Origin of the sequence: Alicyclobacillus suci (assembly GCF_017329615.1) — a bacterium.
GTDB classification, from domain to species: Bacteria; Bacillota; Bacilli; order Alicyclobacillales; family Alicyclobacillaceae; genus Alicyclobacillus; species Alicyclobacillus suci.
The window spans coordinates 26,704-40,717 of the sequence record NZ_JAFMTW010000030.1 but is presented as its reverse complement, the minus strand read 5'-3'; the positions used below and the strand labels follow the sequence as shown (position 1 = coordinate 40,717).

The window sequence follows — 14,014 nt, the reverse complement described above, 5'->3', positions numbered from 1 at the left end:
CACACGCAACAGGTTAAAGCAAGCTGAGTAGGTCCGTATCAGAATATTAAAACTTACAAATTCTCTGTTTGGGGTGTCCGTTCTATTGACTTAATACCAAAGGCGCGACAATCGTGTGGCCGAATGCCTGTACCCACGGATATGCGTCGCCAGTACTGCCTGTTTTGGGGACGCTACAGCCGCCTGTCGCAATGACAATGGCTTGCGCTTCCACCGTTTGTCCGCGAGTCAGGCGCACGCCAGTTATCTGCCCATCGCGCGCGAGTAAGCGTGCCACAGGTGTGTCGAGCATGACGTCGACGCCAGAGGTGTAGACTGCATCGACAATGGCTTTGACGACGGTAGCCGCTTTATCGGATACGGGAAAGACGCGGCCCCTATCTTCCTCTTTCAAGCGGATGCCGAGTCCCTCGAAAAATATCATAATATCCTGGTTGGAAAAGCGGGTCAGCGCGGAGTGGAGAAAGCGGGCGTTGCCAGGGATGTTCTCCATCAGTTCTGGCAGTGGCTTGGCGTTGGTGACGTTGCAGCGGCCCCCTCCAGAAATGCCGAGTTTGCGACCAGGCTTATTTCCTTTTTCAATTAGGGCGACACGAGCGCCCATTTCCTTGGCGGCGATAGCCGCCATCAGGCCAGCAGGGCCTGCACCTACGACAATGACGTCATATTTCAACCGACTCATCCTCATCCATCAGTTCAGTTCATTCGTTTCGTTCATACTTCCAATCCATCGTTGGCGCTTCAAGATTTAGTCTAGTGAAGTGGGCTGGCGAGAGCAAGTTTATTTGTGCGGTATGCAGGTGGACTGCACCCTACGCTTACATTTTGTAAACTTGAATGGACTTGATACAATAATAGAGCTGTTTACATATGAAGGAGGGCGCAGGAGAATGGATGCATTTCGTTTTCAGAATCCAACGGCGCTGTATTATGGTAAGGGCCAAATTGAAGCCCACCTCGCCGAGGAAGTTTTAAAGTATGGGAAACGCGTATTGGTGGTTTATGGTGGAGGCAGCATTAAGCGAAACGGCCTCTATGACAAGGTGATGAACATTTTACACGGGGCAGGGGTGACGACCTTTGAGTTGTCCGGTGTCGAACCGAACCCGCGTTTGACCACTGTGCATAAAGGGGTCGATATCTGCCGTACAGAACATGTTGATCTCATCCTCGCCGTCGGCGGCGGCTCCGTCCTCGACTGCTCGAAAGCTATCGCGATGGGCGTCAAATACGAAGGCGATGTCTGGGAGATTTACGCGCGTAAGGGGCAAGCCACAGGGGCATTGCCGTTGGGTACGATTCTGACCTTGGCCGCGACCGGGTCAGAGATGAATTCCGGCGGTGTGATTACCAACTGGGAGACGAAGGAGAAGTTGGGGGGCGGCTCGCCGTATACCTTCCCGAAATTCTCTTTCTGCGATCCGGAAAATACCTATACGGTTCCGCGTGATCAGACTGTGTACGGCGCCTGCGACATGCTTGCGCACTGTTTTGAGCATTATTTCCATAAGACGGAACACACTGAGTTGCAGCAGCACCTGATTGAAGGCGTTATTAAGACGATTGTCCATAACACGAAGGCAGCGCTGGACAACCCGAACGACTACCATGCGCGGGAGACGCTGATGTACTGTAGCACGATGGCGCTCAACGGAATGATTAACATGGGGCTGCGCGGCGATTGGGCTTGCCACGCGATGGAACACGAAGTCAGTGCCATTTACGATATTCCACACGGTGGCGGTTTGGCGATTATCTTCCCGCACTGGATGGAATACGTGAAGGGTGAGAATCCTTCGCGCTTCGCGAGTCTTGCGACAGAGGCATTTGGCGTGAACCCGGAAGGTAAGTCCACGGATGAGCTCGCAGACATTGCGATTGCGAAAGTTCGCGAGTACTACAAGGAAATCGGCGCGCCACAACGGCTTGCGGATTACGACATCGGCGACGAGAACTTGGAGAGGATGGCAGCTCAAGCTGTGCGCTTCGGCGAAATTGGTCAATTTAAGAAGTTGGGCAAGGACGACGTCTACAATATCTTGAAGGCGGCACTGTAAGACGCACATCTCATCGCACGATACGGAGATGCATCACATTGGATTCAAATGAAAAGCGGCGCATAACCCAAAGGGGTATGCGCCGCTTTTGTATGATATGGCTGTCTTACGCGTTTTGCTCTTCGCGGACGAAGTTGCGAAGCACTGTTTGCAAAATACCACCGTTGCGGTAGTACTCGACTTCGATGTCGCTATCCAGGCGGACGTCCGTCTGGAAGGTAAATGAAGATCCGTCCTCGCGCGTTGCCACCACGGTGACTTCAGAACGAGGTTGCAAGTCGTTCGAGAGCCCTTGAATGGTGAACTTCTCTGTGCCTGTGATGCCGAGGCTCGAAGCACTTTCGCCGTTCTTGAATTGCAGTGGCAGTACGCCCATGCCGACTAGGTTGCTGCGGTGGATGCGTTCGAAGCTCTCTGCGATGACCGCTTTGACACCGAGCAAGAAGGTACCCTTTGCCGCCCAGTCACGGGAAGAACCTGTACCGTACTCTTTGCCTGCGATGACGACCAGCGGTTGGTTTTCCGCTTGGTACTTCATGGAGGCGTCATAGATAGACATCACTTCGCCTGTTGGGAAGTAGGTGGTGTAGCCACCTTCCGTACCCGGTGCCACTTGGTTGCGGATGCGGATATTTGCGAAGGTGCCGCGCATCATGACCTCGTGGTTGCCGCGGCGAGATCCGTAAGAGTTAAAGTCGTACGGTTCAACGCCGTGTTCCTGCAGGTATTGGCCAGCAGGACTCTTTTGTGCGATATTGCCGGCCGGCGAGATGTGGTCTGTCGTGACTGAGTCTCCGAGCAGGGCCAGTACGCGCGCGTTGTTGATTGGAGCGATGTCCGGAACATCCGCAGTCAGGCCGACGAAGAACGGCGGTTCCTGAATGTACGTGGATTGTTCGTCCCAATCATACAGACGGCCTTGCGCGGTTTCCAGCTGGTTCCAGCGCTCGTTGCCATCGAACACGCCTTCATATTGCTTGCGGAACATCTCCGGGCTGATGACGTTGCGGATGGTCTCCTGAACCTCCTGGTTGCTTGGCCAGATATCTTTCAAGAAGACGTCGTTGCCGTCTTTATCTTTGCCAATCGGCTCGCTTGTCAGGTCGATGTCGACCGTGCCAGCCAGCGCGTAAGCCACGACCAGCGGCGGCGATGCGAGGTAGTTGGCTTTGACCAGCGAGTGAATGCGGCCTTCAAAGTTCCGGTTACCCGAGAGAACGGCGGATACGAGCAAGTCGTTTTCCTGAATCGCCGTGCTCACTTCATCCGGCAGCGGACCGCTGTTTCCGATACAAGTGGTGCAGCCGTAACCGACGACGTCGAAGCCCAATTCCGCGAGTGGCTCCAGCAATTGTGCTTTTTCCAGGTAATCCGTCACGACGCGTGACCCCGGCGCGAGGCTCGTCTTCACGTACTTCGGCGTCGTCAAGCCCTTTTCTGCGGCCTTCTTAGCCAACAGACCTGCGCCAATCATGACAGACGGGTTCGAGGTGTTGGTGCAGCTCGTAATCGCTGCGATGACCGTAGCGCCTTGGTGCAGTTCTGCAGTCGATCCGTCCGCGTACTTCACCGTACCCACTTTTTTCTGCGCTTCTTCGCTCAGACCAAATCCGCCTTCGCTGACCGGCTTTTTCATGGCGTTCTGGAAGGTCGACTTCATGTCCTTCAGGAAGATTTTGTCCTGTGGGCGTTTCGGACCGGCCATCGATGGTTCCACATCGCCAAGGTCGAGTTCGAGCGTGTCGGTGAAGACCGGGTCTACCATGTCGTCCGTGCGGAATAGACCTTGTTCCTTCGTGTATTTCTCAACCAGCGCGATGAGCTCTTCACTGCGGCCCGTGCTGCGCAGGTAGTCGAGCGACTCTTGGTCGACAGGGAAGAAGCCCATGGTCGCGCCGTACTCAGGGCCCATGTTGGCAATCGTCGCACGGTCAGCCAGGCTGATGTTCGAGAGGCCAGATCCGTAGAACTCGACGAATTTGCCGACGACGCCCTTCTTGCGGAGCATGTTGACGACGGTGAGCGCCAGGTCGGTTGCGGTTGCGCCTTCTGGCAAACGGCCAGTCAGCTTGAAGCCGATGACCTCTGGTTGCAACAGGTAGAGCGGTTGGCCAAGCATACACGCTTCCGCTTCAATTCCGCCAACGCCCCATCCGAGTACGCCGAGGCCGTTGATCATCGTCGTGTGCGAATCGGTGCCGACGAGGCTATCCGGGAAGACGACGACATCGCCATTGACTTGGCGCTGTTGGACGACTTTTGCCAGATATTCGAGGTTTACTTGGTGGACGATACCGGTTCCAGGCGGGACAGCGCTAAAGTTGTCAAACGACTTGGCAGCCCAGCGGAGGAACTTATAACGCTCTTCGTTTCGTTCAAATTCGCGGTTGATGTTGAATTCGAGCGCGGCGTCTGAACCAAAGGCGTCGACTTGGACGGAGTGGTCAATGACGAGATCGACAGGAACCAACGGGTTAATGCGGTCCGGGTTGCCGCCGAGGCGGTGCATTGCGGAACGCAGTGCCGCTAAATCGACGACCACAGGTACACCGGTGAAGTCCTGCAGAAGAATTCGAGCGGGCTTAAAGGGAACGTCCGCCTTCTCTGGAGACTTTGCGTTCCAGTTGGCCAATTGCCGGATATGCTCTTCGGTGATGACACGACCGTCATACTGACGCAAAACGGCTTCCAGCAAGATTTTGATGGAGAACGGCAGGCGGGCGATATCAGCAACGCCTTCGTCCTGAAGCGATTTCAGACGATAGTAAGTAAATGATTGCTGACCCACGTTCAAGGTCTGTTTGGAGCCAAACAGATTGTGATTGGTTCCCATGTGGTTCACTCCTTTACTGCGTAACTTCCTTGTCTTTCATGCTTTCATTGTGCAACGGATGAGGAGGAGAAGTCTCGAGTCCATCAGGAATGCCGATGTGGCTATCAGGATTCGTCATTCTCCCGTGTGACGCGTGGTATTGCCGTGAAGAAAGGGTAGCAGGGCATCCGTCGCGCGCATGCCACTTCGCACCCCTTATGCCTCACTGCTATTCCCAGAAAAACAGTCCTTTGTCACTCTACTACCAATTAGGAGATGTTGCAAGAACTCCGGGGTGGAAGTGGCCATGTGAAACGCCGTTTTATACGGATTTTACGCGCGCGGGGGCCGCGGTGGTAGTGGGCCAAGGTATTGAAAGAGTTGCGTCTCAATGCGGCCGTTATACAGTTTTCGCCGCTTGTCGGCCTTTTTGCCATAAAGGCGCTCAAAGCCCGGGTTCGACGTGAGGATAAACACCGACCACGTGTCGAGCGTGCAAAACGTTTTGCCGATAGCACGGTAGAGTCGTTCTGTTTCATCAATACTCATCAACCGTTCGCCATATGGCGGATTGCTGATAATGCAGCCGTATTCGTCGGTGGGGTGGATGCGCCGTGCATCCTCCTTGCGCACCTCAATGCGCCCGTCCAGGTGAGCGAGTTCGAGGTGGCGGTACGTTAAATCGAGCACGTTCGGGTCTACGTCCGACGCGATGATGTTGAGCGGGACGCTGCGTTCCATGCTCGCGGCTTCATCGCGGGCTTCCGGGAATGCGGCGTCATCGAGCGTCGGCCAAGACTCTGCAGCGAATGCGCGGAGTGCGCCCGGTGCGCGACGAAGTCCGTATAACGCAGCCTCGATGGCGATGGTGCCGGAGCCGCACATGGGGTCCCAGAATGGGCGGTGCGCATCCCAGCGGCTGAGCAAAACGAGTGCCGCAGCGAGCGTTTCGCGCAGAGGTGCGGTGGCGTTCAGGCGCCGATAACCACGGCGATGCAGGCCATCGCCACTCGTGTCGAGTCGAATCGTCGCGACGTCTTTGATGAGCGACACTTCGATGCGGTAGAGTGCGCCGCTTTCTTCGAACGTCTCTTGGTGGTATGCCTGCTTGAGCCGTTCGACGACGGCCTTCTTGGTGATACTTTGGCAGGCGGGCACACTATGTAAAATCGATTTTACGGATTTACCGACGACCGGAAATTCCGCGTTCTTCGGCAGGATATTTTCCCAGGGAATGTTTTTTACACCCTGAAAGAGGTCTTCAAAGGTTTTCGCCTCAAATGATGCGAGTTCGATGAAGACGCGCTCTGCCGTACGCAGCCAGAGGTTGCTGCGGGCGATAGCGGAGTCGTCGCCCGTAAATCGGACAAATCCGTTCTCACTTTTGGTTTCGTATCCTAAGTTTTGCAGTTCGCGCGCCGTCAGGGCTTCTAAGCCAAAGGCGCAGGTCGCAACAAGGTTCCAAGATTGCATAAAAATCTCCTTTTCATTCGATTACGTCCGAGGATAGCCGACAAGGCGATACATGACAAAAGAGCGGCAAACGCCGCTCTTTTGTTCGAGTACCATGTGCGTCAGCGCGTCAGCAATAGGACAATCATCGACACGAGTGAAAAACAGGCGCTGATTAAATATACCACCGTGACGGTCTGCACTTGCGATAAGCCAGCGCGCAGCAAGCGGTGATGCACATGACTCTGATCTGGCTTATAGACAGGTTTCCCTGCTTTTGCGCGCGCCAGTACGACGACCACGGCGTCGAAAATGGGGACGCCGAGTGCCAGGACAGGCACGCCAATCGAAATCACTGTTGCTGATTTAAAGGCACCGACGGATGCGATGGCACCTAGCAAATAGCCAAGGACAGTCGAACCCGCATCACCCATGATAATTCGCGCAGGGTAGAAGTTATGTCGCAGAAAGCCGACTGCGGCGCCAGTCACCGCGATAGCAAACCAGGCGGAGAGTGCGTCGCCTTTGACGATGGCGATAAAGAACAACGTCGTGGCGGAAATCGCCGCAATACCCGCTGCCAGGCCGTCCACGCCATCGAGAAAGTTAAAGACGTTGGTCACGCCGACAATCCAGACAACGGTGATAACCACCGATAAAACCGTCGAAAATGCCACGAAATGATGACCGCCAAACGGCGCTGTAAATCCTTGAATACCGCCGCCGAACAAGGGAATCAAGAGGGCGGAGAGAATTTGCACGCCAAAGCGAATGGAGACCGAAAAATCTTTGCCTCGCGTCTTGAAGAAGTCGTCGAGGATACCAATTGCGAACAGTAATATTGCACCAATCATGACACCGGCATACGGCGTTTTCAACCAGTTGTTCCAGAAGAAGGCCACCAGCGCTACAGCCAGAATACCGGCGAACATTGCTGCGCCGCCCAATAGCGGCAGAGGATCATGGTGAATTTTTCGTTCGTTGGGGAGATCTACAAATTTCCACTTGATGGCCAGCGCGCGCATTCGAGGTGCTAGCGCAAAGGCGACCAAAAATGCGATCACGCCCGACAGCCATAGAGGCATTCGGATTCGCTCCTTAGGTATAAGGGTAAGAGATGGCCCGAACGCGAGAAACCGTGGTTCAGTCGGCGATTCAGTCGGCCAAAAACAGCATCCGTTAAACGCAACTCACCAGGAATTATACTAAACCATTGTTCAGCAGGCTATACTGCAATGTGTCCATTGGTGCCAATAAACTGCTATGTTTGTCGGTTAGATGACAAATCGGACGGTTTAGTTGTGTTTCTTGTCTATCTTTGCAAAGATAGTTGTCGTGTGCGTCAGGAGCGCTCGGCGTCTGTATGCTGCAATGTAGATAGAGTTTCGAGTTTACTGTACAGTTCGCGGCGATAGTGCGGTGTTTACCGCCTTTTTACCGCCTTCAAGTTTCGTTTTGAAAAGGAAGTGATTTGCATGCAGGCAAATGGGATGGCGATTGATGAGTCGCGCGCTCAGGAACTCGCGGCAAAGGCCACATTTCGCGATTATATGTCCATCATGAAGTGGGGCATCACCATCGCCAATTTGTTGGCGACGTTTGCGGGTATGTGGGTGGCCTCGCACGGACATCCATCGCCCTTGGCTCTTTTATTCACGCTCGTCGGGACGGCTTTGGTCGTGGCTGGTGGGGCAGCACTGAACAACTATTATGATCGCGATATTGACCAATTGATGGACCGCACCAAACACAAGCGTGCAGTTGCGCAAGGGAAGGTAGCACCAGGGGCAGCGTTAGCGATAGGCCTGTCGATGAGCGCAGTCGGACTCGGCGTACTTTTCTTCCTTATTGATTGGCAGGCGGCAGCCTGTGCTTTTGTTGGACTGTTCGTCTACTCGTATCTCTACACGGTGTGGTTTAAGCGACACACGACGCTCAATACTGTGCTTGGCGGCGTATCTGGAGCCATGCCGCCGCTCATCGGCTGGGCTGCGGGCAGTGACGGGTCATTAGGGTTAGGCGCTTGGGCTTTGTTCTTTACGTTTTTCTTGTGGCAGCCGCCACACTTTTTGCCGCTGGCGATGAAAAAGACGGAGGATTATCGCGCGGCGGGCATTCCTATGTTGCCTGTCGTGGCTGGATTCCGTGAGACGAAACGCCAGATTGCCATCTACACAGCCGCGATGTTACCTGTGTCCTTGATGCTGACCACGTTACATTACGAGGGTTGGATTTATTTTATCGTCATGGCCGTCTTGGGCATTATTTTTCTCGTCCAAGCGATTCGCGGACTCTTTATTCCTGAGGAACAAGACCTCATTTGGGCCAACAAATTATTTCGGTTTTCGCTGGTCTACTTGATGGCTCTCTGTGTTGTTCTTGTGGTGTCAGTATCCGTTTTTTAATGGATTTCTTTATGGGTCTCTTTTGAATCGCAAGGGAATGACATCATCGGCAAGCGATGGCCAAAATCGTAGTCAGACAAGGAGACTTGTTTGAGCGCTGCGGTTTTGGCTATCTTTATCTTGGGTGCGAATCTACGAATCTTTTGAAGAGTTTAGGCGAATGGTGAACAGTCGAGGAGGCAGGTCGTACATGCGGTTGGCATTGCCAGTGTATTCATATACGTGGATTCGTGCACAACCCTTGGAGCGCGTGGCGTTGTGGGGGCTACTTGTGGTTTCGATTCTGGTTCACCTGCCATCCTTGCACAATCCATTGATAACGATTGATGCTTGGCGACAGACGGATGAAGAAAGCGTCGTGTTTCATTTCGTGCATGACACGATGAACATCCTCCATCCGCAGTTTTTTTACGATGGCTCAAGCGGCCAGAGCGTGCAACTCGAACTGCAAGTCCTTCCGTGGCTGACCGCTGGAGTGATGCGGTTATTTGGCTGGCACGTACCGTTGCTGCACGTCGCGCCGTCGCTATGTTTTACCATCAACGTTTGGCTCGTCTACCATCTGGGCGCACGCCTGGCCAATGCTCGAATCGGCCTCGTCGCAGCACTTTGCTATTTGCTCATTCCGTACGATATTTACTATGGGCAGGCATTGATGCCGGAAGTGTTTATGACGACGTGCATGCTGTGGTTGGTGCTTGCGTTTGACAGATGGACACGCAAACCGTCGTGGACGACGACGCTCTATTGCACGGGCGTGTTGACCCTCACGATGCTCGCCAAACTTCCCGCAGTGACGGTTTTGCCAGGTGTTTTGGCACTCGTTGTCGGGCGCTGTGGTTGGCGGTCACTGGCTTCGTGGAAAGCGCTTGTGTGTATCGTGGTAAGCATTGGTATCGTCTATGGCTATATGGCATACGAAGGTGCAAACGCCGCGCACACGTTTGTGAGCGGCGATACAGACGCCTATTTTTTAAAACACATCGGAGGGATTTTGCATCCGAGTAAATATGCACAAGCGTTCATCTTCATGGCGACCAACGCGCTTGGGTATGCGGTGACCCTAGGCGCACTGATTTCACTTGGGCAACTGTTTTATACATCCGCTCTGGCCAAATCTGCACCGTCTACACAAGCCGTGCGGTTGTTTAACCGCGTGAGTGCGTGGTGGGCGCTTTGCGGATTTTGTTTTGTCACATGGGTGGCGACAAACAATGCGCTGCACTATTACTACATGGTCATGACGGTTCCTGCCGCCTTGTTGTGCGCCAATGCGCTGGTCACCTTGTGGACGCGTGCATCCCGTTTCACCCGAACGGTCGTACCTGTTCTTGTTGCAGGGATGGTCGCGTTTTGTGCGTACGCCACACCGCCGATGTATACGCCAGCGGAAGCCGCACCCTATGCGCTTGGCCTCCACTTGGCGCGCACACTGCCGAAAACGGCTGACATTGTGTGGGTGGGGCCGGATCCGATGATTTTTGATTATGCGAAACGAGATGGCTGGCGATGGTTGAGTAGTGACAACCCGCGTGCCTTTCGTGGTTGGCTGGCGGATAAACAACAACATGGGGCAGTTGTGGTTGTCGTTGAAGATACTGCGCAGTATCCACGCATTGTGTCTGATTTACAGGCGCACCAGCCGTTTGCACAGTATGCCGGCTATACGGTGTACCAACTTGGCAGATGAGACGGGCCAAGCAAGGCACGCGTCTCATCGCAGGTGATTCAGTGAAGTGATGTCTCCATGACTTTGCGGATGCGGCGAACGGCGTCGTCCAGTTCGTCTTGTTCGATAATCAGCGGTGGTGCGAAGCGGATGACGTTTTCGTGTGTCTCTTTGCACAGTAGCCCTTCTCGCATCAGCGCTTCACAGTACGGGCGGGCAGGGACATCCAGTTCGAGGCCAATAAACAGTCCGCGCCCGCGCAGGTCGACAATGTGCGGGTTTTGAATCGTTTTCAGTTGATGGATAAAGTACGTGCCGAGATGGCGTGACTTATCCGCCAAGTTCTCATCGACAATCACGTCCATCGACGCGATAGCGACCGCCGCACCGAGTGGGTTGCCGCCAAACGTCGATCCATGCGACCCTGGTTCGAACACGTCGAGCACATCGTGGTTCGCAACGACGGCCGATACGGGGAAGACTCCGCCGCCCAGCGCTTTTCCGAGGATGTAGACGTCGGGTTCCACGCCTTCCCAGTCACAGGCGAACAACTTGCCTGTGCGACCAAAGCCCGTTTGAATTTCATCCGCGATAAATAGCACGTTGTTTTCCTTGCACGTTTCGAACGCTTCTCGCAAAAATCCTTCGGGCGGAATGACAATTCCCGCTTCGCCTTGAATGGGTTCGGTGATAAACGCGGCAGTGTGTTGGGTAATGGCTGCTTTGAGTGCATCGATGTCCCCATAAGGAATCACTTTGAATCCTGGCGTCAGTGGGCCAAATCCACGTTGGTATTCTGGGTGCGAAGACATCGATACGGCGGTCACTGTACGCCCGTGAAAGTTGCCTTCACTGACGATGATCTCGGCTTGCCCATCGGGCACCTTTTTGACGTCGTACGCAAAGCGACGTGCGGCCTTTACTGCAGTTTCCACGGCTTCCGCGCCCGTGTTCATCGGCAGAACCATATCTTTTTTCGTCAACTGCGACAATTTTTCGTAAAATAGGCCGAGCTTGTCACTGTGAAAGGCGCGGGAGGTCAGTGTGACAAGATCAGCCTGATCTCGCAGCGCTTGAATGATACGCGGATGGCGGTGTCCTTGATTTAACGCCGAGTAGGCACTGAGCATATCCATATAGCGGTTGCCTTCCGGATCTTCCACCCAAATCCGTTCTGCTTTATGGATGACGATGGGGAGTGGTTGATAGTTATGTGCACCGTATCGGTTGGTCAAATCGATGAATTGCTGCGTTGGTGACGACGAGTTGCTCACGACAGTTCCCCCTCACATAGATGTCTACACTGTGCATCGGGTGACGGTTTAGCGAATAGGGCCAATACGCGTTGTCATCATCATGATGTGCACTATATGCACTCGATGAGTCCACCAGCAAGCGCAAGTTTGGTGGGACATTGGAAATGGGCAGACCCCACGGCGCTATGGGCCTGCCCGGACAAGACGATGTGTCAGCGTGAACGTCGGTGCTCACTCAATGTTTGAGCGGCGTCTTCACCCGATGCCACTTGCGGTTCTCATTGGTCGTCATTGGGAACCTGTCACCTTTGTGCAGACGGACGCGTTTGGGTGCGGTTAGGCCGTCGCTGTCTGGGTGCTCGCCAACTTCGATGTAAACACCCGTGTTTGGGACTTTGTAGCCGGGATTAAATTCAGATCGCTCTCCCATCACACATCACCTCGTGCATAGTGTGACCCGTACGCACGGCGGCAGACAGGAGATGGTTGGCAATCACCGATTTTGGAACCTGAACAGATTGTGCAAATGCTGCTCGGAACTCGTTTCGTCTCGACAAGGTGATGGTAGATCCCGTGAATCTCTCACTCTTGGTTACACTCAGTGTCATTCAACACATGGAGTCGAGGTAAAGTTACAAAGGGTTAAGGTTACGGCAGAGCAATAGGGGACGTAGATAATACGTAGCGGGCCTGTCTCGAAAACTGCGTTTTGTACAAACAACTTCAATTTGTATAAACAACTTCGAATGGAGAGCCGGATGCGTCGAAAGGCGCACGTCCGGTTCGGGGAAGGGCGCGGATGCCTAACTGCCGCTCGCGGGTCGGGTAGGCCCGGGCCTATTCTCCAGAAGCTCCCTTCAGAAAAAACGTTTAAACGACCGATGTTGTGAATTTTAATAGCCACCACAGGCAAAGTTTTTATTTTCATCCTGTCACAAAATTTGAAGAACCTGATTAGCCTTATCTAAGAAGCCTCCTAGCGCCGCTTGTTGCATGTATTGATGTGTTTCTCATGGAGGGTTGGTGGAGCCAATTCGAGACAAACGAACAACATTGAAGGTTGAATGGCTCGTTTACTTTCGGTAAGATCAGAATGGTGTGTTCGAGAGTAAATTCATCTTTTGTCGTTTGTTTGTTGTGTTTTCGCGCGCACCAACACACGATGTATATAGGGAGACGAGAACGCGATGTATCGTCGAGAGCAAACAAAACCGGTGCGGGTTGGTGACATCACCATTGGTGGGAACGACCAAGTCATCATCCAAAGTATGACCATGACGAAGACTGCGGATGTGAAGGGGACGGTGGAACAGATTCACCGACTCGAAGACGCTGGCTGCCAAGTCGTGCGCGTGACAGTGAACACAAAGGAAGCTGCCGCAGCGATTAAGGAGATCAAGCGACAGATTCACATTCCGCTGGTCGCAGATATTCACTTCGACTATCGGCTGGCGCTTGAGGCAATCGAGAACGGCATCGATAAGGTTCGCATTAACCCAGGAAACATCGGCAAGCGTGATCGGGTAGAAGCGGTGGTCAAGGCCTGTAAAGAGCGCGGTATTCCTATTCGTATCGGCGTGAACGCGGGTTCCTTGGAGAAGCATATTTTGGAGAAGTACGGATACCCGACGGCGCAGGGCATGTTGGAGAGTGCACAGCACCACGTGAAAATCCTGGAAGACCTCGATTTTGACGATATCATTATTTCCATGAAGGCGTCGGATGTGCCGATGGCGATTGATGCGTATCGCTTGGCCGCGGAGACGTTTCGCTACCCGCTGCATTTGGGTATCACGGAATCTGGTACATTGTTCAGTGGAACGATTAAGAGCTCCGCTGGGCTCGGCACATTGCTTAGTATGGGTATCGGTAATACGATGCGCGTGTCGTTGAGTGCGGATCCTGTGGAGGAAATCAAGGTTGCCCGCGAGTTGTTGAAGACGTTCCACATCGTTTCGGATGCGGTCACGATTGTGTCATGCCCAACTTGCGGCCGGATTGATATTGATTTAATTAGTATCGCGAATGAGATTGAGGCATATACGCAAAACATCAAGGCGCCTATCAAGGTGTCTGTGCTCGGTTGTGCGGTGAACGGCCCGGGCGAAGCGCGCGAAGCTGATATTGGCATTGCAGGTGCGCGTGGCGAAGGTCTCTTGTTCCGCAAGGGTGAAGTGGTGCGCAAGATTCCAGAGGCCGATTTGGTCACTGAATTGAAGCGCGAGATTGACATGATGGCGAAACGCTATCAGGAGACCGGATCGATTGACTGAGTTGGCGTTGCGGTCGTCGCGCGGGAGCCTCGTGTAAAGGGCTTCTCTGCATGGCGATGGGCGAGGCCCGGCGGTGAGCGTCGGGCCTCG

9 protein-coding genes and 1 pseudogene are annotated in these 14,014 nt (G+C 53.8%); 4 read left to right on the top strand and 6 right to left on the bottom strand.

The genetic code is table 11. From position 1 onward, the window contains the following. Window positions 1-109: 109 nt before the first annotated feature. Window positions 110-688, bottom strand: a pseudogene (locus J3482_RS13870) (aminoacetone oxidase family FAD-binding enzyme); the annotation flags it as partial. Window positions 689-890: 202 nt separating this feature from the next. On the opposite strand from J3482_RS13870, the gene J3482_RS13865 reads away from it, so the two are divergent. Beyond that, window positions 891-2,057, top strand: coding sequence for an iron-containing alcohol dehydrogenase (locus J3482_RS13865; protein ID WP_146822314.1), 1,167 nt, complete (start codon window positions 891-893; stop codon window positions 2,055-2,057). A 106-nt stretch (window positions 2,058-2,163) separates the two neighbouring features. Here the strand turns inward: J3482_RS13865 and acnA are convergent, their stop codons facing one another. From acnA to J3482_RS13850, 3 genes are all read right to left on the bottom strand, one after another. Beyond that, entirely contained in the window at window positions 2,164-4,890 is a 2,727-nt protein-coding gene (gene acnA / locus J3482_RS13860; RefSeq protein WP_146822315.1) for an aconitate hydratase AcnA, read from the bottom strand. Between the two features lie 312 nt (window positions 4,891-5,202). Continuing rightward, a complete protein-coding gene (locus J3482_RS13855; protein WP_146822316.1) occupies window positions 5,203-6,342 on the bottom strand; it encodes a THUMP domain-containing class I SAM-dependent RNA methyltransferase in 1,140 nt (379 codons plus the stop codon). A gap of 101 nt (window positions 6,343-6,443) precedes the next feature. After that, window positions 6,444-7,406, bottom strand: a complete 963-nt coding sequence (locus J3482_RS13850) for an MraY family glycosyltransferase (RefSeq protein WP_146822317.1) — start codon at window positions 7,404-7,406, stop codon at window positions 6,444-6,446. Window positions 7,407-7,796: 390 nt separating this feature from the next. Between J3482_RS13850 and cyoE the strand changes: the two genes are divergently transcribed. Continuing rightward, the gene (cyoE, locus tag J3482_RS13845) at window positions 7,797-8,726 is read left to right on the top strand and encodes a heme o synthase (protein WP_146822318.1); all 930 of its coding nucleotides are present in this window, start codon (window positions 7,797-7,799) and stop codon (window positions 8,724-8,726) included. A 190-nt stretch (window positions 8,727-8,916) separates the two neighbouring features. After that, window positions 8,917-10,416 (top strand): ArnT family glycosyltransferase, encoded by a 1,500-nt coding sequence (locus tag J3482_RS13840; RefSeq protein WP_206922568.1) that lies wholly within the window; start codon window positions 8,917-8,919, stop codon window positions 10,414-10,416. Between the two features lie 38 nt (window positions 10,417-10,454). Here J3482_RS13840 and J3482_RS13835 read toward each other — a convergent pair whose 3' ends face one another. Both J3482_RS13835 and J3482_RS13830 read right to left on the bottom strand, forming a co-directional pair. After that, window positions 10,455-11,669 (bottom strand): ornithine--oxo-acid transaminase, encoded by a 1,215-nt coding sequence (locus J3482_RS13835; protein ID WP_206922567.1) that lies wholly within the window; start codon window positions 11,667-11,669, stop codon window positions 10,455-10,457. A gap of 217 nt (window positions 11,670-11,886) precedes the next feature. Then, window positions 11,887-12,081 carry a YjzC family protein gene (locus tag J3482_RS13830; RefSeq protein WP_146822321.1) on the bottom strand — a complete coding sequence of 65 codons (195 nt, stop codon included), beginning with the start codon at window positions 12,079-12,081 and terminating at the stop codon, window positions 11,887-11,889. A gap of 757 nt (window positions 12,082-12,838) precedes the next feature. Between J3482_RS13830 and ispG the strand changes: the two genes are divergently transcribed. Beyond that, the gene (ispG, locus tag J3482_RS13825) at window positions 12,839-13,924 is read left to right on the top strand and encodes a flavodoxin-dependent (E)-4-hydroxy-3-methylbut-2-enyl-diphosphate synthase (protein ID WP_146822322.1); all 1,086 of its coding nucleotides are present in this window, start codon (window positions 12,839-12,841) and stop codon (window positions 13,922-13,924) included. The last annotated feature ends 90 nt before the right edge of the window (window positions 13,925-14,014 follow it).